Source organism: Mesorhizobium silamurunense (genome assembly GCF_014843825.1).
Classification (GTDB): Bacteria; Pseudomonadota; Alphaproteobacteria; order Rhizobiales; family Rhizobiaceae; genus Mesorhizobium; species Mesorhizobium silamurunense.
Window position 1 is genome coordinate 1 of record NZ_JHQR01000112.1, and the last position, 19,626, is coordinate 19,626.

Below are 19,626 nucleotides of genomic sequence, written 5' to 3' on the forward strand. Positions count from 1 at the left end.
GCCATCGCGCCGCGCGGCTCGCAATGCGGCGCGGTGCCGGCGGCAAAGGGCCGCCGCGACAGCAGCGCGACGCCGAATATGCCGTTGGGATAGGGGCAAAGGATGCGGTAGGGATAGGCGCTGGTGATGTAGCCAAGCTCACTCGTCCACATCCCCGACACCTCGTCGAGGGTGATCACATCAGGGTTGGTCCGGCCGATCAGCGACAGCACCTTCTTCGGCGTCGGATTGTCGAAGCGCAGGTTCATCTGCAGCAGGCTGTAGACGATCCGGTCGGCAGGCTTGGCGACCGCCTGCTGCGGCCACAGCCGGGGCAACGCGCTCACTGTCGTGGCGAGGCTGGCAATGGCGAAGAGCAGAACCGCGACCGCCTGCAGCCGGTAGGAGCTGGCCAGCAGCGGCAGCGCCAGCAGCGCCGTCAAGACGCTCAGATGAATGCGAAAATGCGAGAAGGAATCGAGGGCCGGATGCAGTGCGCCCAGGAACCCGGCCAGCAGCGCGGCCGAGAGTGCCATCATCGCCAGGAATGCCACCCCAGCCGTCATGTTCGAGCGCGCGCCGCCTGTTGCCATCTCAGTCGTGGTCTGCCGAATGCCGCTGGCAATCTGTTTGGAGCGAGACAATCCCGCTCAGGCCTGCTTATCGGCCAAATTGCGGCCGGGGCAAGACGACGAATTGCCTCGCCGTAGCAATTCCAGGAAAAGTGCGTAGCGGTTTTCCGTCCGGAATTGCGAAAAGAGAGCTGCAATTCCAGGAAAATGCGCAGCGGTTTTCCCTCTTGAATCGCGCAAAAAACAAAGAGGCCCGGCCGACCCCGGGGCGGGCCGGTCGCTACTGGAAGGCCGTTTCGGAAAAACTTCTCAGCTTGCGCGAATGCAACCGCTCCATCGGCATTTCGGCCAGTTTCTCCATCGCCCTGATGCCAATGGTGAGATGCTGCGCCACCTGCCGCTTGTAGAATTCCGTCGCCATGCCGGGAAGCTTCAGCTCGCCATGTAGCGGCTTGTCGGAGACGCACAGCAGCGTCCCATAGGGCACCCGGAAGCGGAAGCCGTTGGCGGCGATCGTCGCCGATTCCATGTCGAGCGCGATGGCGCGCGACTGCGACAGGCGCTGCACCGGTCCGCGCTGATCGCGCAGTTCCCAATTGCGGTTGTCGATGGTGGCGACGGTCCCGGTGCGCATGATGCGCTTGAGATCATAGCCCGAAAGCCCCGTCACCTCGGCGACTGCTTCCTGCAGCGCCACCTGAATCTCGGCCAGTGGCGGGATCGGCACCCAGACCGGCAGGTCGTCGTCCAGCACATGGTCCTCGCGCACATAGGCATGGGCCAGCACATAGTCGCCCAGTGCCTGCGTGTTGCGCAGGCCGGCGCAGTGGCCGAGCATCACCCAGGCATGCGGCCGAAGCACCGCGATATGGTCGGTGATGGTCTTGGCGTTGGACGGGCCGACTCCGATATTGACCATGCTGATGCCGCCATGGCCGGGCTTCTTCAGGTGATAGGCCGGCATCTGCGGCAGGCGCTGCGGCGGTGTGCCTTCGCTCGCCGCAGCGGCCCCGGCCTTTGTCACAACGTTGCCCGGCTCGACGAATTCGCTGTAACCGCCACCGCCCTTCTCCATCAGGTCGCGGGCCCGCGCCACGAACTCGTCGATGTAGAATTGGTAGTTGGTGAACAGCACGAAGTTCTGGAAATGCTGCGGGCTGGTCGCCGTGTAGTGCGTCATGCGGTGCAGCGAATAGTCGATGCGCTGCGCCGTGAACGGCGCCAGCGGCCTCGGCTCGCCGAACGCAACCTCGAAGGTGCCGTTGGCGATCTGGTCGTCGGTGCCGTCGAGGTCCGGCACGTCGAACAGGTCGCGGATCGGCCGTTTGATGCGCTCGGCCGCCGTGCCGTCGACATAGGTGCCTTCCAGGAAGGCGAAATGCAGCGGGATCGGCGTTGTCGATTCCGACACCGTCACCTGCACGCCGTGATTGCGCATGATGAGCCGAAGCTGCTCGACGAGATAGTTCTCGAACAGCTTCGGCTGGGTGATGGTGGTCGCGAAATGCCCAGGCGTCGGCATATGGCCGTAGGCCTGGCGCGAGTCGATCTGGGTGAACGAGGTCGTGGTGACGCCGATCTGCGGATAGAAGGCCCGGTAGCGCTTGCTCTCGTCGCGGCCGGCGGCGAGTTTGGCGAAGGAATCGCGCAGGAATTTGGTGTTGCGGTCGTAGAGCGCTTCCAGCGCCGCGACCGCCTTCTTGGCATCGTCGAAGCTCTGCCTGCCGAAAGGCTCCGGCATGACGACCGATTCGATGGCTTGGGGGTAGATTCGCTTTTCCATGGCCCAATATAGGGATTTGGAGGAGCGCTTGGGAGGGGGAGGCGGGCCAGAAGCTGGCCACGATGTATTTTTCTCAGACCGTGTCAGCCGCGCTGCAGGCTGACCAGCAGCACGAACCCGATGCCGGCCTTCTTCGGCGTTGGCGCCTCGATGATCGAGCCGGTGTCGGCACGCATCATAGGAACCGCCAGCACGGGAGCGGCAAGCAGCATCAGGATGAGCAACGCCCGCGGCAGGAGCCGAAGAGCCTTGAGGGCGGAGGTGGCGATGCGGTTCATGGTGGTCGTTCCGGTTTCGAGTATTGGTCGTTTCAGCGGTCGAAATGGTTCATGCAGTCCAGCCGGCAGGTGTCTGCCATTCCCGATGAGCGCGCCGGGTGGCCGGCTTCGGCCACCAGGATGGCGAAGAACATGCCGAACAGGCTCATCAGCAGGCAGACGATGGTGAGGCGGCGGACAAGCATTGGTCTCTCCTTCAATGGCGAGGAGAATGCCCGAATGCCTCTGAACCGGTTCTGAGACCGGTATTCATCCACCGTTCAAATTGGTTGATAGGGGTTTTGATCCGGCCAAGCGCCGCAAACTGCCTTGCCCGGCGCCGCACTTCGAAACAGCGCCCAAAAACGAAAAACGGGGCCGCCTGGTCCCGTTTTCACATCGTCGTTTGAACGGCGATCAGAGTTTGTGCCAGGTCTGGCTCTTGCAGATCAGCCCGCCCAGACCGCAGCCGCTCATCTTGAGCGAGGTGCCGGAAATCGTCGCCTTGCCGGAATAGGTCTTGTCGGTTTCCGGATCTGTTATGGTGCCGGTATACTTGTTGTCGCCGGCCGCCTTGAAGGAGCCGATCGTCTTGCCGGCATATTTGCCGGACTTCAGCGTGATCGAGAACGCGCCGCCGCCGGCGATCGCCGCCGTCGAGCCGGCCTGTGTCTTCCAATTGCCTTCAATCGGGTCGGCCCATGCGGCGCCGGCCATGATCAGGGTGGCCGCCAGGGCCAGGCTCACTTTTCGAAACATGTTTGTCCTCCCTTTAGGGTTCCGGCGGGCCTCGTTCCGCCTCTCTGTCCCTTACGCAAACGTAAGCTAATCCAGCCGTCACCAAAGCGAAAGCGGTGCCGCCACGGAAGGTGGCAAGGATTTTGGCCGCGCGGGTCGCTGAAAATGAACGGGTGGCGAAAAAGGCTTCGGTTTCCGTGGTTAGCGAAGTCTTGATTCCGGCGCCGGAAATTTTCGTCGAATTTTGCGCAAATCGGCTGAATTGCTGGGTTCCCATGCTTAACAAATCTTCGCGTTTACTTCTTGTTTTAGCTTTGTTTTCTTCAAATTAAGCAAGCCATTTAACGACGGATTCAAGGCGAGCCGTCATCCTCGAAAGCATCGAAAGAGCGGCCCGCCCCGAGGGACATCAAGGGACAGAAGGAGGCAGCTCTCGGGAGCAGACAGGGGATTGAAATGGCACGTTTTGAAATGCTTGAAGCCGGCTTCGGCGCCATGGGGGCAACTGCCCAGGCCGACATTCTTTTCGAACTGGGCATGATGTATGCGACCGGCCGCGATTGCGAGACCGACGTCGTCGCCGCCCATAAATGGTTCAACATCGCCGCGATCAAGGGCTCGGCCCGCGCCGCCGAGCTGCGCTCGGAACTGTCGGCCACGATGTCGAAGGCCGATATCGCCAGGGCGCTGCGCGAAGCGCGCGAATGGATGACGATGCACTGACCTTGCGGGCTGACGCCCTGAAGCTCTCAGGGGACAAGGCCGCGAAAAGACGGCCGGTTAACAAGACCAAGAACGCGGCAATAACGACTTCAAGCCGCGCACAATAAACAGGGAAGCGAGCGGGGGGCACCAGGGAAGCTCGACCGCAAAAAGCCGCGACCGGCCGGGACAAGGCCGGCGCGGCTTTTGCATTTGCGCATTTTCGCCGGCGGCAGCCGCTTGGCCCAAGAAATCCTCGCCGAAATGAACCAAAGCCATATGTATTGTCCTCTCGACAGGTCCGGCGAAGGGTGGAATTGTCCCGGCTCTGGAAGAAGCGTGGCCGGAGCGGCCGCGCGCAAGTGGAGGAGTTCTATTGTCATGAAAAGATTGGGTATTTTGAGCGCGGCCGCATTGGGCCTGATGATGAGCGCATCGGTTGCTTTCGCCGACGACATCACCATTTCGGTGGTCGGCCCGATGACCGGTCAGCTCGCCACGATCGGCGACCAGTTCAAGCAGGGCGCGCAGGCTGCCGCCGACGCCATCAACGCGGCGGGCGGTGTCAACGGCTCCCAGATCAAGCTCGACATCGAGGATGACCAGTGCGACCCGAAGCAGGCGGTGTCGGTCGCCAACCGCATCGTCGCCAACGGCGTCAAGTTCGTCGACGGCCATGCCTGCTCGGGCTCGAGCATTCCTGCCTCCGCCGTCTATGCCGAAGCCGGCACGCTGATGATGAGCCCGGCCTCCTCCAACCCGGCGCTGACCGACGCCGCGGCCAAGTCCGGCTGGCCGACGATCATGCGGCTCTATACGCGTGACGACGCCCAGGGCGCCTTCATCGGCCCGTGGATCGCGAAGAAATATGCCGGCAAGAATGTCGTCATCCTGCACGACAAGAGCGCCTACGGCCAGGGCGTGGCCGACGCCGTCAAGGCGACGATGAATGCCGGTGGCCTGAAGGAAGTGGATTATGAAGGCATCAATGCCGGCGAGAAGGACTATTCGGCCCTTGTCACCAAGCTGAAGGAGCTCAAGGCCGACGTCGTCTATTTCGGCGGCTACCACCCCGAGGCCGGCCTCATCCTGCGCCAGGCTGCCGAGCAGAACGTCAAGTTCCAGCTGATCATGCCGGACTCGATCGCCACACCGGAATTCTGGCAGGTTTCCGGCCCGGCCGGCGAAGGCACCATGTTCGTCTTCCCGTCGGATCCGCAGTCGAAGCCCGAAGCCAAGGAAGCCGTCGCCAAGATCAAGGCCGGCGGCTTCACGCCGGAAGGCTTCACGCTGTTCTCCTATGCCGTGGTCCAGGCCGTCGCCGAAGGCGTCAAGCGCGCCGGCACCGACGATCCGGGCAAGGTCGCCGAAGCGCTGAAGAACGGCCAGCCGATCAGCACCGTCGTCGGCGACGTCATCTTCGACGAGAAGGGCGACCTGAAGAACGCCAGCTACGACATCAACCAGTGGCACGACGGCAAATACGCGCCGATCAAGCCGTAATCGGTTCTGTCTACAAAGTGGAAATGGCCGGGCTTGTCCCGGCCATTTTCTTTTCAGCTCTGGCCGTCTTCTGCGAACCGCACCAGCACCGTGCCGTCGCTCACCTGCGCGCCTTCTGCCGCGATCTCGGCGATCACCCCGTCATGGGCTGCTGAGATCGTGTGCTCCATCTTCATCGCCTCGAGGATCAGGAGCGGCTGGCCTTTGATCACGGCATCGCCCGCCACCGCACGCACCAGCTTGACCAGCCCCGGCATCGGCGCGCGCAGGCTTCCCGTGGCAGCCGCTGCCTCATCCGCCTTGGCGAGCGGGTCGGGAACCGCGAAAGTATAGCCGACCGCGCCTTCGAACACGGTGACATGGCCCGGCCAGCTGGCGGTGCGCGGCAGGTTCCTGAGATCGTGCGAATTGATCGCGTCATGCGGCGCCTCCAGCGCCACCTGGAAGCGGCCGTCCGGTCGCGCCGAGACCCGCGCCAGTATGTTCTCCTCGCCGAAACGCAGGCGGGTGCGGCGCGCCAGCGTGTGAAAATGCGCATAGCCCGCAAGCGAGGACCATGGATCGGCGGCCGGATCGGGCGCGCCCGCCCCGGTTGCCGCCAGCGCCGCGGCGGCGATTGTCTCATCGCTTGGCGCCGCAACGGCGACAAGAGCATCCTGATGCCTGCCGATCAGGCCGGTGTCGACATCGCCCGCCGCGAAATCGGCGTCCGTGGCAAGCGCCGCAAGGAAGGCGGTGTTGACGGTCGAGCCGGCAACTTCCGTCCGGGACAGCGCATCGCGCAATGCCGCAAGCGCGGTGGTCCTGTCTTTGCCGTGCACCACCAGCTTGGCGATCATCGGGTCGTAGAAGGGCGAGATCGCGTCGCCGGCCCGCACGCCGGTTTCAATACGCATGACGGCACCCTCGGGCGCGACGTCAGGAAACTTCAGATGGTGCAGCGTGCCCGTCGCCGGCAGGAATCCCTTGGCCGCGTCCTCGGCGTAGATGCGCGCCTCGAAGGCATGTCCGGCAAGCGCGATCTCGCCCTGCGTCTTCGGCAGTTTCTCGCCGGAGGCGACACGGAGCTGCCATTCGACCAGATCGACGCCGGTGACCATCTCGGTGACGGGATGCTCGACCTGCAGCCGCGTGTTCATCTCCATGAACCAGAAGCGGTCGGGCTTCAGGCCCTCGGAAGCATCGACGATGAACTCGATCGTGCCGGCGCCCGAGTAGTTGATCGCCTTGGCGGCCTTGACCGCGGCTTCCGTCATCGCCTTGCGCAGCGCCGGCGTCATGCCAGGGGCGGGCGCTTCCTCGATCACCTTCTGGTGGCGGCGCTGCGCCGAGCAGTCGCGCTCGAACAAATGCACGGCATTGCCGAAAGTGTCGCCGAACACCTGGACTTCGATATGGCGCGGCTTGTCGACATATTTTTCGACCAGCACGCGGTCGTCGCCGAACGCGGCCTTGGCCTCGCGCCGCGCTCCGGACAGCGCTTCGGAGAAATCGTCCGAGTGATCGACGCGCCGCATGCCCTTGCCGCCGCCGCCGGCGCGCGCCTTGATCAGAACGGGATAGCCGATCTCGCGCGCCTTGGAGGCAAGAAGCACGATCTCCTGCGCTTCGCCGTGATAGCCCGGCACCACCGGCACGCCGGCCTTTTCCATCAGCCGCTTGGCGGCATCCTTCAGCCCCATGGCGCGGATCGAGGCGGCGGACGGCCCGATGAAGACCAGCCCGGCCGTGGCCACCTGGTCGACGAAGTCGGGATTCTCCGACAAGAAGCCGTAGCCGGGATGGACCGCTTCAGCCCCCGTGGCGAGTGCCGCGGCAATGATCCTGTCGCCGCGCAGATAGCTCTCGCCGACAGGCGAGGGGCCGATATGCACCGCCTCGTCGGCCATCTCGACATGCAGGGCGCGGGCATCGGCATCCGAGTAGATCGCGACGGTGTGCACGCCGAGCTTGCGCGCGGTGCGGATGACGCGACAGGCGATCTCGCCGCGATTGGCGATCAGGATCTTGCCGAACATGGAGCCTCCCGGTTTTGCCTCCGGCGGCGCCAGTCCTGCGGGCGCCAGCCTATTTCGACGCCGCGATCGCGCAGCCGCCGCTTGCGGTCTTGACCTTCCACCTGGTGAAGCCGGACTGGCAGGCGCGCAGCGCAATATCCTCCGCGGCCTTCTGCGAAGGTGCGTTCAGCTTCACGCTGCAGAAAATGTGAAGATCGACGACGCGCGAATAGAACGTCGTGGCGTAGGCCGAATGGCCGCTCGCCGCGATATAGGCGAGGTAGGATTTGTAGCAGGCTTCCTTCGGATCGAGCGAGAGCGTCGGAGCAAACCGTTTGTCGCCGATCTTGCCGGCCAGCGATTCCGCCGCCGCAACGCCAGGCATTAATACGATCAGTAGCCCCGCCAGAGTCGACGCCGCCGCCCCTCTGATATTCCTGAATTTCATTCTGATCCCCCCGCAGAAAAAATGTCGGCCTGTGGCCTATTTGGACGCGGCGATGCTGCAGGCGCCGGCGACCGTGACCTTGTATTTGCCTTTGCTGGCCTGACAGGATTTCAGCGCCCGCTCCTCGGCTGCCCTCTGTGACGGTGCGTTCAGCCAGGCGCCACAAATGAAATACTCGGTCGCCGGAACGATTGGCGTTGCCGCGAAGGCCGAATGGCCCGCAGCCGCCACGTATGCGGCATAGGCTTTGCCGCAGCCACCTACGGTCCCTGTGGGAATGGTTATCGGGTAACGCACGTCGCCCTTGCTGCCCGCCAGCGATCCGGCGGCCTCTACGCCCGGCGCTACGAATATTAGCAATCCTGCAAATATCAAAGCAGTCGACTTGCGGCAATATTTCAGAATCGTTTTCACCCCACCCAAATTGCCCAATGCCGGGTGAGCAATAACCAATATCCAACCTTGCCGCTAGCCCTCCAGGGACTGTTCGCATTTGCCTGTATTGAAAAATCGCTTGGTCCATAAGTTCAGGCTTCCCAAAGGGCAGCAACGGCTCGTCGGTATAGTTCGGCCATCGGCTCGTCGAAGCAGCAGAAGATAACGCTATGCGGCACTGTGTTCTGTTCCAGGAAGTCGCTTACGATGCCGACGGCGATCCCCGCCGCCTCATCCTTCGGATAGCGATAAATGCCGGTCGAGATCGCCGGGAAAGCAATCGTTTGACAATTATGGTCGCGGGCGATTTCGAGAGAGCGCCGGTAGCAGGAGGCGAGCAGCTCGGCCTCGCCCTTGCCGCCGCCTTGCCAGACCGGCCCGACCGTGTGGATGACGTAACGTGCCGGCAGGCGATAGCCCTTGGTCAGTTTGGCATCACCCGTCCTGCAGCCGTTCAGCGTCCGGCATTCGGCGAGCAGTTCCGGCCCGGCGGCGCGGTGGATGGCGCCGTCGACACCGCCGCCGCCGAGCAGCGAGGAATTGGCGGCATTGACGATGGCATCGACCGTGAGCTTGGTGATGTCGCCTGTGTGAATGCGGATCCTGTCGCCGATCTCGCTCATCGTCACATCCTGAATACGCCGAACTTCGTCTCCTCGATCCCGGCATTGAGCGCCGCCGAAAGGCTGAGCGCCAGCACCTCGCGCGTCTTGGCCGGATCGATGATGCCGTCGTCCCAGAGCCGTGCCGAGGAATAGAGCGGATGGCCTTCATGCTCGTATTTCATCAGGATCGGCTTGCGGAACTTGGCCTCGTCCCCGGCGCTCCACTCACCGCCCTTGCGCTCGATGCCTTCGCGCTTGACCATGGCGAGCACGGTCGCCGCCTGCTCGCCGCCCATCACCGAGATGCGCGCGTTCGGCCACATCCATAGGAAGCGGGGCGAATAGGCGCGCCCGCACATGCCGTAATTGCCAGCGCCGAAGGAGCCGCCGATGATCACCGTAAGCTTGGGCACGCGTGCCGTGGCGACCGCTGTGACCAGCTTGGCGCCGTCCTTGGCGATGCCGCCGGCCTCGTACTTTCGCCCGACCATGAAGCCGGTGATGTTCTGCAGGAAGATCAGCGGAATGCCGCGCTGGCAGCAGAGCTCGATGAAATGCGCGCCCTTCAACGCGCTTTCGGAAAAGAGCACGCCATTGTTGCCGATAATGCCGACCGGCATGCCGTGCAGATGGGCAAAGCCGGTGACCAAGGTGGTGCCGTAATTCTGCTTGAACTCGTCGAACTCGGAACCGTCGACAAGACGCGCGATCACCTCGCGCACGTCATAGGGCTGGCGCAGGTCCGTCGGCACGATGCCATAAAGTTCATTCGGATCGTGAAGCGGCGGTACCGGTTTCTGCAGATTGAGGCTTAGAACCTTGTTCCGATTCAGGTTCCTGACGATGCGCCGGCAAATGGCTAAAGCATGCTCGTCGTCCATCGCATAGTGGTCGGCAACGCCAGAAAGCCTGGTGTGAACATCGGCGCCGCCGAGCTCCTCAGCGCTGACATCCTCGCCGGTGGCGGCCTTCACCAGCGGCGGGCCGCCAAGGAAGATGGTCGCCTGGTTGCGCACCATGATCGTCTCGTCCGACATCGCCGGCACATAGGCGCCGCCCGCCGTGCAGGAGCCCATGACGCAGGCGATCTGGGGAATGCCCGCCGCCGACATGTTGGCCTGATTGTAGAAGATGCGGCCGAAATGCTCGCGGTCCGGGAAGACCTCGTCCTGGTTGGGCAAATTGGCGCCGCCGCTGTCGACCAGGTAGACGCAAGGGAGGTTGTTCTGCAGCGCGATCTCCTGTGCGCGCAGGTGCTTCTTCACCGTCACGGGATAGTAGGTGCCGCCTTTTACCGTGGCGTCGTTGACGACGACCATCACCTCCCTGCCTTCGACGCGGCCGATGCCGGTGATGATGCCGGCGGACGGAATATCCTCGCCATACATCGACCATGCCGCGAACTGGCCGACCTCAAGGAAGGGCGAGCCGGTGTCGAGCAGTTGCGCCAGTCGCTCGCGGGGCAACAGCTTGCCGCGGCCCTGGTGCCGCTCGCGCGCCTCATCCGAGCCACCGCGCTCGATGCCGGCCGCCTTCTCGGCAATATCGGCGACTAGCGCCCGCATGCGCTCGGCATTGGCGCGGAAGGTGTCCGAGGAGGGGGAGATTTGCGAGGTCAGAGCGGGCATTGACGAACCTCAGATGATATCATATTTTAGTATCACTTCGGGCTCTCGCCCTAACCCTAGGAGTCGGCCATCAGGGTACTCGATTTGGGGAGGGCGAAAAGTCATGAAAGCTGCGCACCGGCAGACGCTGGACAGGATATTTGCGAACCCGGTCAGCGCTTCGATCAAATGGCGCGATGTCGAGGCGTTGTTGATAGCACTTGGCGCGAGAGTGTCGGAAGGGCGTGGATCGCGGGTGCGCTTCACGTTGAACGGGATAACACTTCGAGTGCATCGACCGCATCCATCGCCAGATACGAAAGCATACGTGATCCGAGAGATCAGGATTTTCCTAACAGAGTCAGGTGTTGAGCTATGAAGCCCTACAAGGGATATCTGGGAACGATCGAGTTCGATGAAAACGACGTTGTGTTTCACGGTCGTATCGTGGGTATTCGCGACATCTTCACATACGAAGCCGATTCGGCGGAAGAGTTGCTGAAGGCCTTTCATGAATGCGTCGACGACTACCTCGAATTTTGCGCTGAACAGAACAAAGAGCCGGAAAAGCCTTTTTCTGGCAAACTCGCCCTGCGCACCACGCCGGAAGTCCACCGTCTTGTCAGCCGGGCGGCTTCCAGCGACGGGAAATCCATAAATCAATGGGTCTCGGACACCCTCGCAGAAGCGGCCCGAAAGCGGATCGACGAAGGCTCGACGAAAGTGACGAGCCGCGCGCACTAGACCCCCTCCGCCATGATCTCGCGGCCGATCAGCCAGCGGCGGATCTCGCTGGTGCCGGCGCCGATCTCGTAGAGCTTGGCGTCGCGCAAAAGCCGCCCGGTCGGATAGTCGTTGATATAGCCGTTGCCGCCAAGCAGCTGGATGGCGTTGAGCGCCATCTGCGTCGCCTTTTCGGCCGCGAACAGCACGCAGCCGGCGGCGTCCTTGCGCGTGGTCTCGCCACGGTCGCAGGCGGCCGCCACGGCGTACACATAGGCGCGCGCGGCATTCATCGTCGCGTACATGTCGGCGAGCTTGCCCTGCACCAGCTGGAAGCTGCCGATCGGCTGGCCGAACTGCTTGCGCTCATGCGCGTAAGGCACCGCCACATCGAGGCAGGCCGCCATCAGCCCGATCGGCCCGCCGGAAAGCACCGCGCGCTCATAGTCGAGGCCCGACATCAGCACCTCGACGCCGCGCCCTTCCTCGTGCAGCACGTTCTCGAACGGCACCTCGACATTCTCGAAGACGAGCTCGCCGGTGTTGGAGCCGCGCATGCCGAGCTTGTCGAGTTTCTGCGCCACCGAAAACCCGGCAAAAGTCTTCTCGACGATGAAGGCGGTGATGCCGCGCGACTGGCGCTCCGGATCGGTCTTGGCATAGACCACCAATGTCTCCGCGTCGGGCCCGTTGGTGATCCACATCTTCGAGCCGTTGAGCACATAGCGGTCGTTGCGCTTTTCGGCGCGCAGGCGCAGCGAAACCACGTCGGAGCCGGCGCCCGTTTCCGACATCGCCAGCGCGCCGACCTTTTCGCCGCTGCAGAGCGGCGGCAGGTACTTCTCCTTCTGTGCCGGCGTCGCCCAGCGATTGATCTGGTTGACGCAGAGGTTGGAATGCGCGCCGTAGGAGAGGCCGACCGAGGCCGACGCGCGCGAAATCTCCTCCATCGCCACGACATGCGCGAGGTAGCCCATGCCGGATCCGCCGAAATCGGGATCGGCGGTGATGCCGAGCAGGCCGAGCGCGCCGAGTTCCGCCCAAAGATGCGCCGGGAATTCGTTGGAGCGGTCGATCTCGGCCGCGATCGGCGCGATCCTGTCCTGGGCGAAGCGCCGCACCGTGTCGCGCAGCGCCTCGATATCGGCATCAAGCCCGAAGTTCAGCGTATTTGTGTACATTGTCTTCCTCCCCGCATGACCCCGAAAATCGACTTCGATTTTCGGAAAGGATCATGCGCAAAATTCAAATTGCTACAGCGTCCTTTGCGCGTCCGAAGGGACGCGCGGCGCTGTAGGCATCGATCTTCGCGCCGACGAGCCGCATTGTCATGGAAAGATATGTCGTGGTGACTTCGGTGATCGACAGCCGCTCGCCCGGACGGAACCAGACAATGACGCCGGTCATCATCTGGATCAGCGCCATGGCGGTCAGCCCGACATCGTCGATCTCGAAGACATCGGCCTCCACGCCATCGCGCAGGATCGCGCGCAATTCCTTCTCATAGGCCGTGCGCAGCTTGAGGATCTGCGTCAGCCGCTCATGCGAGAGGCTGCGCAGCTCCATATTCGAGACATGGGTGGCGTGGCGCCGCTCGATATGGAAGGCGATGTGGTTCCCGACATAGGCGGCGAGGCGAGTCGCCGGGTCGACTGCTGCCGGGCGCGCCGCGCTCCAGGCTTCCAGCAGGCCTTCCATGTGCTCGCGCATCAGCGTGAACAGCAGGTCTTCTTTGGTCGGGAAATAGCGGTAGAGCGCCGCGGCCTGGACACCGACTTCGGCCGCCAGCTGGCGCATCGACATCGCCTCGTAGCCGAGACGCGCGATCAGGCCGACCGCCGCTTCGCGGACGGCAGCCTCGGTTTTTTCGCCGGCTGAACCCGTGGTGCGTGCCATGTTCGCCTCCAAGGGTATTAATAAAACGAACGTTCAATTAATTCAAGCCACATCGCCACCTATTCCTCGCCCTCGCAAAGCGGGGAGAGGTGGCTCGGACGAGCCCGAGACGGAGAGGGGGCTGCGGCGTCAGCGGGTTTCTTTGGAAATTCATCAAGGTCGCGCTGTCCCCCTCTCCGTCGCGGCTTCGCCGCGCCACCTATCCCCCACTACCGTGGGGGCGAGGAATGAAGCCTACGCAATGATCCTGAAGTCGGCAGGCGCGTCATCCGCGGCTTCCTCGATATCGACCTTCGAGACCAGCGCGCCGCGGGGCCCTTGCCACAGGCGTTCGATCATGGCGGTGACCGCGGCATCGGCGCCGGCGATGAGCGCCGTGACCGAGCCGTCGCGCTCGTTGCGCACCCAGCCCTTCAGCCCAAGACGTATGGCTTCGCTGCGCGCCCAGACGCGGTAGCTCACGCCTTGCACCGTACCGGAAATGCGTGCCCGAACGACTCTCTCTTCGCCTTGCATTGCCCACGCTCCGCGTCCGATGCCATGCGGAATCTGGCACAGCAAAGGATAAAGGCAACCGCCAGGGTAGCGTCGGGCGGGCTTGGGCTAATTCCCTCGCGCAGCCGCCAGCGCGCCAGGCAATTCCTCGGCGAAGATGTCGAGCTCATGGTCGAGGCCGACGCTGACCCGGATGCAGCGGTCGAGCCGTGGTGCCATCGGTTTGCGGATGAAGACGTCGCGCGAGAGCAGCGCCTGCATCACGTTCAGCGCGAATGCGCCGTCGCGGCCGCAGTCTATGGTGACGAAATTGGTCGCCGACGGCAGCGGCGTCAGCCCGTTTTCCTCGGCAATGGCCGAAATGCGTTGGCGCCCGGCCGCCACGCGCGCCACCACCGGTTTCAGATAGTCCTGGTCGGCGAGCGCCTCGAGGCCGGCGATCTGCGCCATGCGGCTGACGCCATAGTGGTTGCGGATCTTTTCGAAGTCGCGGATCACTTCGCGCTCGGCCACCGCGTAGCCGCAGCGAATGCCGGCCAGTCCGTAAGCCTTGGAGAAGGTGCGCATGCGCACGACATTCGGCCGCGCGATATCGATCGGCGGCAGCGCCGAGGCCGGACCCAACTCGCCATAGGCTTCGTCCAGCACCAGCATGGTGGTTTTTGGCAGCGCCTCGATGAACCGCACGACATCCGGCGCCTCCCACCAGCTTCCCATCGGATTGTCCGGATTGGAAAGATAGACAAGCGGCGCCTTTTCCTGGCGAACCGCGGCCAACAGCCCCTCAAGATCCTCCTTGTCGTTGGCGTAAGGCACCGTCACCAGCCTGCCGCCGACGCCGGCGATGTGGAAGTTGAAGGTGGGATAGGCGCCCAGCGAGGTCACCACCGCATCGCCCGGCGCCACATACATGCGCGCGACGAGACCGAGCAGCCCGTCAATGCCTTCGCCCACCACCACGTTCTCGACGCCGACATTGTGATGCGCAGCTAGCGCGACTTTCAGGTCGTGGTTGTCGGGGTCGCAATACATCCACTGGTCGCGCGCGACACTCTCCATGCGGGCGATGACGCGCGGCGAGGGCCCAAAACTGCTTTCATTGGCGCCGATGCGGGCCCGGAAGGGCCGGCCGCGGTCGCGCTCCTGCGCCTCCGGTCCGACGAACGGCACCGTGGTGGGAAGCGCGCCGACGATCGGCGTAAGGGGAGGGCGCTGGCGCATGGCAAAAGCTCGCATGGAAGAAGGGTCTCTTGCTAGCGCGGGCGGTGGGTGCGTGCAAGTTGCCGGGCCGCGTTCAAGGCTGGATTCTCCAGGCTCGTTTTGCTAGCGAGACAAGATGAACAACCGATTGCCGCCCGCTTGGGCCAAGTACCTCAAAACTCCGACCTCGGCTAAGGCGGGATCGCCGAAAGGTGCACCACCCAAAGCCCAGCCGAAGGCCGGTCCGCCCCGCAGTCAGGCCGACGATATGCTGTTGAGGCAGGCGCTGGAATTGCAGAAAGCCGAGCGGCTGCCAGAAGCAGAGGAACTCTGCCTTCGCGTTCTGGCCAGGACGCCAAACCATCCGCTGGCTCTGTATATTCTGGGAACGCTTGGGATTGGATACGACGACGAGAAGGCGTTACGCTATTTTGCCCGTGCGGTCGGAGAAGAACCTCGAAATGCCTACTATCATCTAAGCCTGGGTGAAACCTATCTGAGGCTCAGCGAATTTACGCCGGCGATCAAGCACATTCGGTACGCCTTGGAACTGAAGCCGGGGCTGGTGGAAGCGCTTTGCGCCCTGGGCAAGGCTTACAACGCGTTTGACCAAGGAGAAATGGCGCTGCCGCTCTTCGAGGAGGCGCTTAAAATCGACCGAGATCATCCTCTGGCCCGGATGGGACTGCCCGAGGCACTCGCGAGCCTCGGCCGTATGGACGAAGCCGCGGCACATCTGAAAGAGGCGATAGCACGGCGCATCGCGGTACCGGCTGCCTACAATGCACTCCTACACACACGCAAATTCACGGAAGAGCCGCCGGAGCTTGCAGCAATCCTAAAGGAGCTTCAGGACCCGGGCCATGGGTCGGACGGAGCGGCAGCGCTCCATCACGCCGCCGGAAAGCTGCTCAACGACCTCCGTCGCTACAAGGAGGCGATGGATCACTTCAAGAAGGGGAATCAAGCCGGAGGCCGTAAATTCGACCTGGAAAGCTATCGCCGTTGGGTCGATGCGGTCATCGAGACTTTCACACCGGAACTGGTGGTTTCAATGGCCGCATACGGCAATCCCTCGGAGGTGCCCGTATTCGTCGTTGGCATGCCTCGCTCCGGCACAACGCTGACCGAGCAGATCTGCGCCAGCCATCCAAGTGTTCATGGCGCCGGCGAGCTCAGCAAGCTTGCGCGAACAGCCAATGGACTCGGACTCAAGGACCGCACCGGCGCAGACCTCGGCAAATCGATTGTCAAAATGACCCCCGAGCTGACCAGGACACTGGCCGACGAGCACCTCGCCTATCTGCGCGAGCGTGCCCCCGACGCACTCCGAATCGTCGACAAGATGCCCCACAATTTCGAGCTGATCGGCCTGATCGGTATTCTGTTTCCGAATGCGCGCGTCATTCATTGCCGCCGCGATGTCATCGACAATTGCATCTCCTGCTTTGTCCTGCAGTTCAACGAAGCGCATAGCTACAGTGCTGACCTTCAGACGCTCGGCCTCTACTACAGGGAATATGATCGTCTGATGCGGCATTGGAACAAGGTTTTCCCGGGTCGTATTTTCGAAAATCGTTATGAGACCCTGATCGAAAATCAGGAGGAGCAGTCGCGCCGTCTCATAGACTATCTCGGGCTGCCTTGGGACGATGCCTGCCTGCGCTTTTTCGACAGGGATGGCTCGGTAAATACTTACAGCCGCTGGCAGGTTCGCCAGCCGATCTACAAGTCGTCCGTCAAACGATGGAAGAATTACGAAAGCGAGATCCAGCCGTTGATCGAGGCTTTGGGAGATCTTGCCGAAGTTTGATCGGTAGTTCCAGACTTTGCCGGCTTTGCCCGGGAGCCGCGCAGTCAATTCGCGGCCAACCATCGCGCTCTCTCCTTCGCTGAGGTTCCACCTGCCTGCTCCAAGTCTTGGCACCAAGGTAGCGGCCCCACCTTCGTCATCCTTGGGCGTAGCGACGCGAAGCGGGGCGAAGGCCCAAGGACCATGCCGCAACTCCAGAGCGTTGCGACGGTGGAGAAGCCCTTGAAACGCTAGCGGGACAGCGCCCCCTCTGTCCTGCCGGACATCTCCCCCACTTGGGGGGAGATTGGACGTCGCCGCGGCTTTCGCCAATCGCCGACGTCGCAGGATTAAGCGGGGCGCCAAAGCTGCCAATCTCCACCCTTGTGGGGGAGATGTCCGGCAGGACAGAGGGGGGCGCGAAGGATCACGACCGATCTCACCCCTTGCGCCGCGCATTCCTCGACCAGGTCGCGGCGCACCGCTTCGCTTCTTGCGCCGCCTAGTTGATAAAGCGATGGGCGTTCCAGCCGATTCCGACCGTTTGCGCGGCTCGCCGAAACGAACCGTGAAATCTTGGCTGACGACGCGTCTGCGACCGGTCGGAATTCATTCCGCTTGCGCGCGGATTCCTGCGATCGTGTCGAATGCAGCACTGTGCAATGGCGCCTCAGGTGCTGCCAGCAGAAAAGAAAAACCCGGCGGTTGCCCGCCGGGTTCGATTTCAGTCAGACGCTGCTGATTAGAACGAGCGCTGGAAGCGGAGCAGGCCGCCGACGCTGTTCTTCTTGTCGGCGTTGGTCCAGTTGGAGACGGTGTCGTCACCGAGATGGAGGTAGTCAACTTCGGCCGTGACCGTGAGGCCAGGAACGATGTCATAGGCGATGTTCGCCGCGACGCCGACGTTCTTACCTTCGTCGGTAGACGCCTGAATGTTGAACGAGGTCTTCTCGTTGAACTTGTAGGTACCACCGCCCCAGACTGCCCAGTTGCCGCTCCACTGCTTGTAGAAGCCGCGGCCGCCGGCCGGGATCGCCCAGGTCGGGTCGCTGAGATTGTCGTCGGTGCCGTAGCCGGCCATGATGAACAGCGAGATCGCGTCGGTGGCGTTCACGTCCAAACGAACCTTGCCTGCGACTTCTTCATAGTTGCTGTCATAGGCGATGACGCCGCTGATGGCGCCCCAGCCCTGCGTCCACTTCAAGCCGCCGACGACATGCGGAACGTAGCTGTCGATCGTGCCGATGACGCCAGAGCCTTCTTCCAACGAGACCACGGCCGAGAAGCCGTTGCCGGCATCGAAGTAGTACTGGACGACGTTGGTGTCGAAATCGCCATACGGAACCAGCGTATCCTGGATGACGTTGCCGGCGTAGCCGATGAACGTGTCGAAGGCCGACTCGTCCTTACCTACGCGCAGGCCACCGAGCTGGATCCAGGCGAAGTTCAGCGAAACGCCCTTGTTGCCAGCATCGCCGTGGGTAAAGTTAGTGTAGGCGTAGGCGTTGCGATTGCCGAAGTTGAAGCGGGTCTCGGTGTAGGTCTTCAACGTGCCGAGCTCGGTCTCCTGGCCGGTCCAGGTCTTCAGCGTGAAGCGGGCCTGCTTGTAGAACGTGTCCTGCTCATCACCGTCCTCATGGTCGAACGCCTTCGCGCCGTCGAACGAGCCGACGTCGCCGACGCCGATGTCGTAACGGACATAGCCGCCGATGCGCAGGCAGGTTTCGGTGCCGGGGATGTAGAAGTAGCCCGAGCCGTACACGTCGCAGATCTTGACGTATTCAGCCGGTTCCGGCTCGGCGACGGTTACCGCGTCGGCGGCGCGGGCGCCGGAAACTGCGATCAGGGCCGCAGCGGAGCCGAGAAGAAGGCTCTTGATGTTCATTTTCTGACCTCCAGTCAAAAGTTAAAAAACGGGTCTGGGTATTTTTTGCTGAAGGACAGCGTTCCCTGCCCCATCCCCACTTACCGAAAAAGATGCGCACCGCGCCGCTCCTTCGAACCAGACCTTTACCCAGGCGGCGGCGGCGTTCAACCACGATCGTATCGGCGAAAGCCCCATCCGGACGCTATCCCCGGACGTTGTTGCACAAATGACACGATTTGGCCTCACTCCGAAAGTTCTCATTAACCATTGAGGGCCGCGTGGCCGTGAATCCGGCCGAATCCGGCGATGGCTGGACACAAATGCGGCGCAGAGGCGAGTCGTCGCCCCCAGTTGCCGCCGCAGAATCGCCTCACGCGGAGCCAGGTCGGGTTGGTCTGCTGTTTTTTCAGCGATTCTGGCGCCGGCTTGTTGATTGTGCCTGCGCTTTTCTTTATCCAGCGGCGCGACGGAGAGGTGGCCGAGTGGTCGAAGGCGCTCCCCTGCTAAGGGAGTAGAGGTCAAAAGCTTCTCGTGGGTTCGAATCCCATCCTCTCCGCCACCCTACGCCCTGCGGGCTTCGGGTGGCAGGCCACCCGGAACCGCATTCGGGCGTAGGAGTGTCGCCCGAAGCTACGAAGTAGCGTAGGGGGACCATGTGGTACGTCTATTTCCTGCAGCTCGTTCCTGCAGCTCGACAACGGTGACGTTTATGTCGGGTCGACTAACGACCTCCGACGACGTTTCGAATCGCATCGATCAGGCTATGTGGCTTCGACCAAGGCTCATCTGCCTCTGGCGTTAAAGGCCTACATCGCGGTTGAAACCGAGACCAACGCACGCCAACTCGTGCGATATTTCAAGACCGGATCAGGCAAGGCCCTCGCGAAAAAGCGGTTTTGGCCGGTAAGGCCAGATTGATGACTTCAAGACCTATCTATTTGAAATTAAAATAAGAACAGCGCCGCGATCTAATTTTCATCGACCTCCGCTCTCGATTCTGACTGGAGGTCAGAAAATGAACATCAAG

21 protein-coding genes and 1 tRNA gene are annotated in these 19,626 nt (G+C 62.6%); 7 read left to right on the top strand and 15 right to left on the bottom strand.

The features are described 5' to 3' along the window. The 5 genes from DH10_RS12910 to DH10_RS12930 all read right to left on the bottom strand — a co-directional run. The coding region (locus DH10_RS12910; RefSeq protein ID WP_343221527.1) for an endonuclease/exonuclease/phosphatase family protein at positions 1-572 on the bottom strand (572 nt) is incomplete at its 3' end. Positions 573-831: 259 nt separating this feature from the next. Continuing rightward, the gene (locus DH10_RS12915) at positions 832-2,292 is read right to left on the bottom strand and encodes an AMP nucleosidase (protein ID WP_246506120.1); all 1,461 of its coding nucleotides are present in this window, start codon (positions 2,290-2,292) and stop codon (positions 832-834) included. A gap of 125 nt (positions 2,293-2,417) precedes the next feature. Next, the gene (locus DH10_RS12920) at positions 2,418-2,612 is read right to left on the bottom strand and encodes a hypothetical protein (RefSeq protein WP_192249100.1); all 195 of its coding nucleotides are present in this window, start codon (positions 2,610-2,612) and stop codon (positions 2,418-2,420) included. A 32-nt stretch (positions 2,613-2,644) separates the two neighbouring features. Continuing rightward, positions 2,645-2,797: a hypothetical protein gene (locus tag DH10_RS12925; protein ID WP_192249103.1), complete on the bottom strand. Its 153-nt coding sequence runs from the start codon at positions 2,795-2,797 to the stop codon at positions 2,645-2,647. A 211-nt stretch (positions 2,798-3,008) separates the two neighbouring features. Beyond that, the gene (locus tag DH10_RS12930) at positions 3,009-3,350 is read right to left on the bottom strand and encodes a DUF2147 domain-containing protein (RefSeq protein ID WP_192384783.1); all 342 of its coding nucleotides are present in this window, start codon (positions 3,348-3,350) and stop codon (positions 3,009-3,011) included. Between the two features lie 435 nt (positions 3,351-3,785). On the opposite strand from DH10_RS12930, the gene DH10_RS12935 reads away from it, so the two are divergent. Both DH10_RS12935 and DH10_RS12940 read left to right on the top strand, forming a co-directional pair. Beyond that, positions 3,786-4,052, top strand: a complete 267-nt coding sequence (locus tag DH10_RS12935) for an SEL1-like repeat protein (protein WP_192249109.1) — start codon at positions 3,786-3,788, stop codon at positions 4,050-4,052. A gap of 360 nt (positions 4,053-4,412) precedes the next feature. Beyond that, on the top strand, positions 4,413-5,534 hold the full coding sequence (locus DH10_RS12940) for an ABC transporter substrate-binding protein (protein WP_192249112.1): 1,122 nt from the start codon (positions 4,413-4,415) through the stop codon (positions 5,532-5,534). Positions 5,535-5,587: 53 nt separating this feature from the next. Here the strand turns inward: DH10_RS12940 and DH10_RS12945 are convergent, their stop codons facing one another. From DH10_RS12945 to DH10_RS12965, 5 genes are all read right to left on the bottom strand, one after another. Then, positions 5,588-7,552, bottom strand: a complete 1,965-nt coding sequence (locus DH10_RS12945; RefSeq protein ID WP_192249115.1) for an acetyl/propionyl/methylcrotonyl-CoA carboxylase subunit alpha — start codon at positions 7,550-7,552, stop codon at positions 5,588-5,590. A gap of 49 nt (positions 7,553-7,601) precedes the next feature. Beyond that, positions 7,602-7,979 carry a hypothetical protein gene (locus tag DH10_RS12950; protein WP_192249118.1) on the bottom strand — a complete coding sequence of 126 codons (378 nt, stop codon included), beginning with the start codon at positions 7,977-7,979 and terminating at the stop codon, positions 7,602-7,604. Positions 7,980-8,015: 36 nt separating this feature from the next. Beyond that, positions 8,016-8,393 carry a hypothetical protein gene (locus DH10_RS12955; protein ID WP_192249231.1) on the bottom strand — a complete coding sequence of 126 codons (378 nt, stop codon included), beginning with the start codon at positions 8,391-8,393 and terminating at the stop codon, positions 8,016-8,018. 113 nt (positions 8,394-8,506) lie between these two features. Further along, on the bottom strand, positions 8,507-9,037 hold the full coding sequence (locus DH10_RS12960) for an O-acetyl-ADP-ribose deacetylase (RefSeq protein WP_192249121.1): 531 nt from the start codon (positions 9,035-9,037) through the stop codon (positions 8,507-8,509). 2 nt (positions 9,038-9,039) lie between these two features. Beyond that, the gene (locus DH10_RS12965) at positions 9,040-10,647 is read right to left on the bottom strand and encodes a carboxyl transferase domain-containing protein (RefSeq protein ID WP_192384784.1); all 1,608 of its coding nucleotides are present in this window, start codon (positions 10,645-10,647) and stop codon (positions 9,040-9,042) included. A gap of 103 nt (positions 10,648-10,750) precedes the next feature. On the opposite strand from DH10_RS12965, the gene DH10_RS12970 reads away from it, so the two are divergent. Further along, a complete protein-coding gene (locus DH10_RS12970; protein ID WP_192249127.1) occupies positions 10,751-11,005 on the top strand; it encodes a type II toxin-antitoxin system HicA family toxin in 255 nt (84 codons plus the stop codon). Further along, positions 11,002-11,370 (top strand): type II toxin-antitoxin system HicB family antitoxin, encoded by a 369-nt coding sequence (locus DH10_RS12975; RefSeq protein WP_192249130.1) that lies wholly within the window; start codon positions 11,002-11,004, stop codon positions 11,368-11,370. The genes DH10_RS12970 and DH10_RS12975 overlap by 4 nt, the downstream gene beginning before the upstream one ends. Here the strand turns inward: DH10_RS12975 and DH10_RS12980 are convergent. From DH10_RS12980 to DH10_RS12995, 4 genes are all read right to left on the bottom strand, one after another. Continuing rightward, on the bottom strand, positions 11,367-12,530 hold the full coding sequence (locus DH10_RS12980; protein WP_192249133.1) for an isovaleryl-CoA dehydrogenase: 1,164 nt from the start codon (positions 12,528-12,530) through the stop codon (positions 11,367-11,369). The two genes, DH10_RS12975 and DH10_RS12980, sit on opposite strands and share 4 nt — an antisense overlap. Positions 12,531-12,594: 64 nt before the next feature. Continuing rightward, positions 12,595-13,245: a TetR/AcrR family transcriptional regulator gene (locus DH10_RS12985; protein WP_192249136.1), complete on the bottom strand. Its 651-nt coding sequence runs from the start codon at positions 13,243-13,245 to the stop codon at positions 12,595-12,597. A gap of 234 nt (positions 13,246-13,479) precedes the next feature. Next, positions 13,480-13,761 carry an acylphosphatase gene (locus tag DH10_RS12990; RefSeq protein ID WP_192249139.1) on the bottom strand — a complete coding sequence of 94 codons (282 nt, stop codon included), beginning with the start codon at positions 13,759-13,761 and terminating at the stop codon, positions 13,480-13,482. Positions 13,762-13,848: 87 nt separating this feature from the next. Continuing rightward, positions 13,849-14,961 carry a pyridoxal phosphate-dependent aminotransferase gene (locus DH10_RS12995; protein WP_192249142.1) on the bottom strand — a complete coding sequence of 371 codons (1,113 nt, stop codon included), beginning with the start codon at positions 14,959-14,961 and terminating at the stop codon, positions 13,849-13,851. A 115-nt stretch (positions 14,962-15,076) separates the two neighbouring features. Between DH10_RS12995 and DH10_RS13000 the strand changes: the two genes are divergently transcribed. Then, positions 15,077-16,753, top strand: coding sequence for a tetratricopeptide repeat-containing sulfotransferase family protein (locus DH10_RS13000; protein WP_192249145.1), 1,677 nt, complete (start codon positions 15,077-15,079; stop codon positions 16,751-16,753). Between the two features lie 721 nt (positions 16,754-17,474). Here the strand turns inward: DH10_RS13000 and DH10_RS13005 are convergent. After that, positions 17,475-18,617 (bottom strand): porin, encoded by a 1,143-nt coding sequence (locus tag DH10_RS13005; protein WP_192384785.1) that lies wholly within the window; start codon positions 18,615-18,617, stop codon positions 17,475-17,477. Between the two features lie 450 nt (positions 18,618-19,067). Here DH10_RS13005 and DH10_RS13010 point away from each other — a divergent pair. Then, positions 19,068-19,158, top strand: a tRNA-Ser gene (locus tag DH10_RS13010). Between the two features lie 125 nt (positions 19,159-19,283). Then, positions 19,284-19,517 (top strand): GIY-YIG nuclease family protein, encoded by a 234-nt coding sequence (locus tag DH10_RS13015; protein WP_246506634.1) that lies wholly within the window; start codon positions 19,284-19,286, stop codon positions 19,515-19,517. The last annotated feature ends 109 nt before the right edge of the window (positions 19,518-19,626 follow it).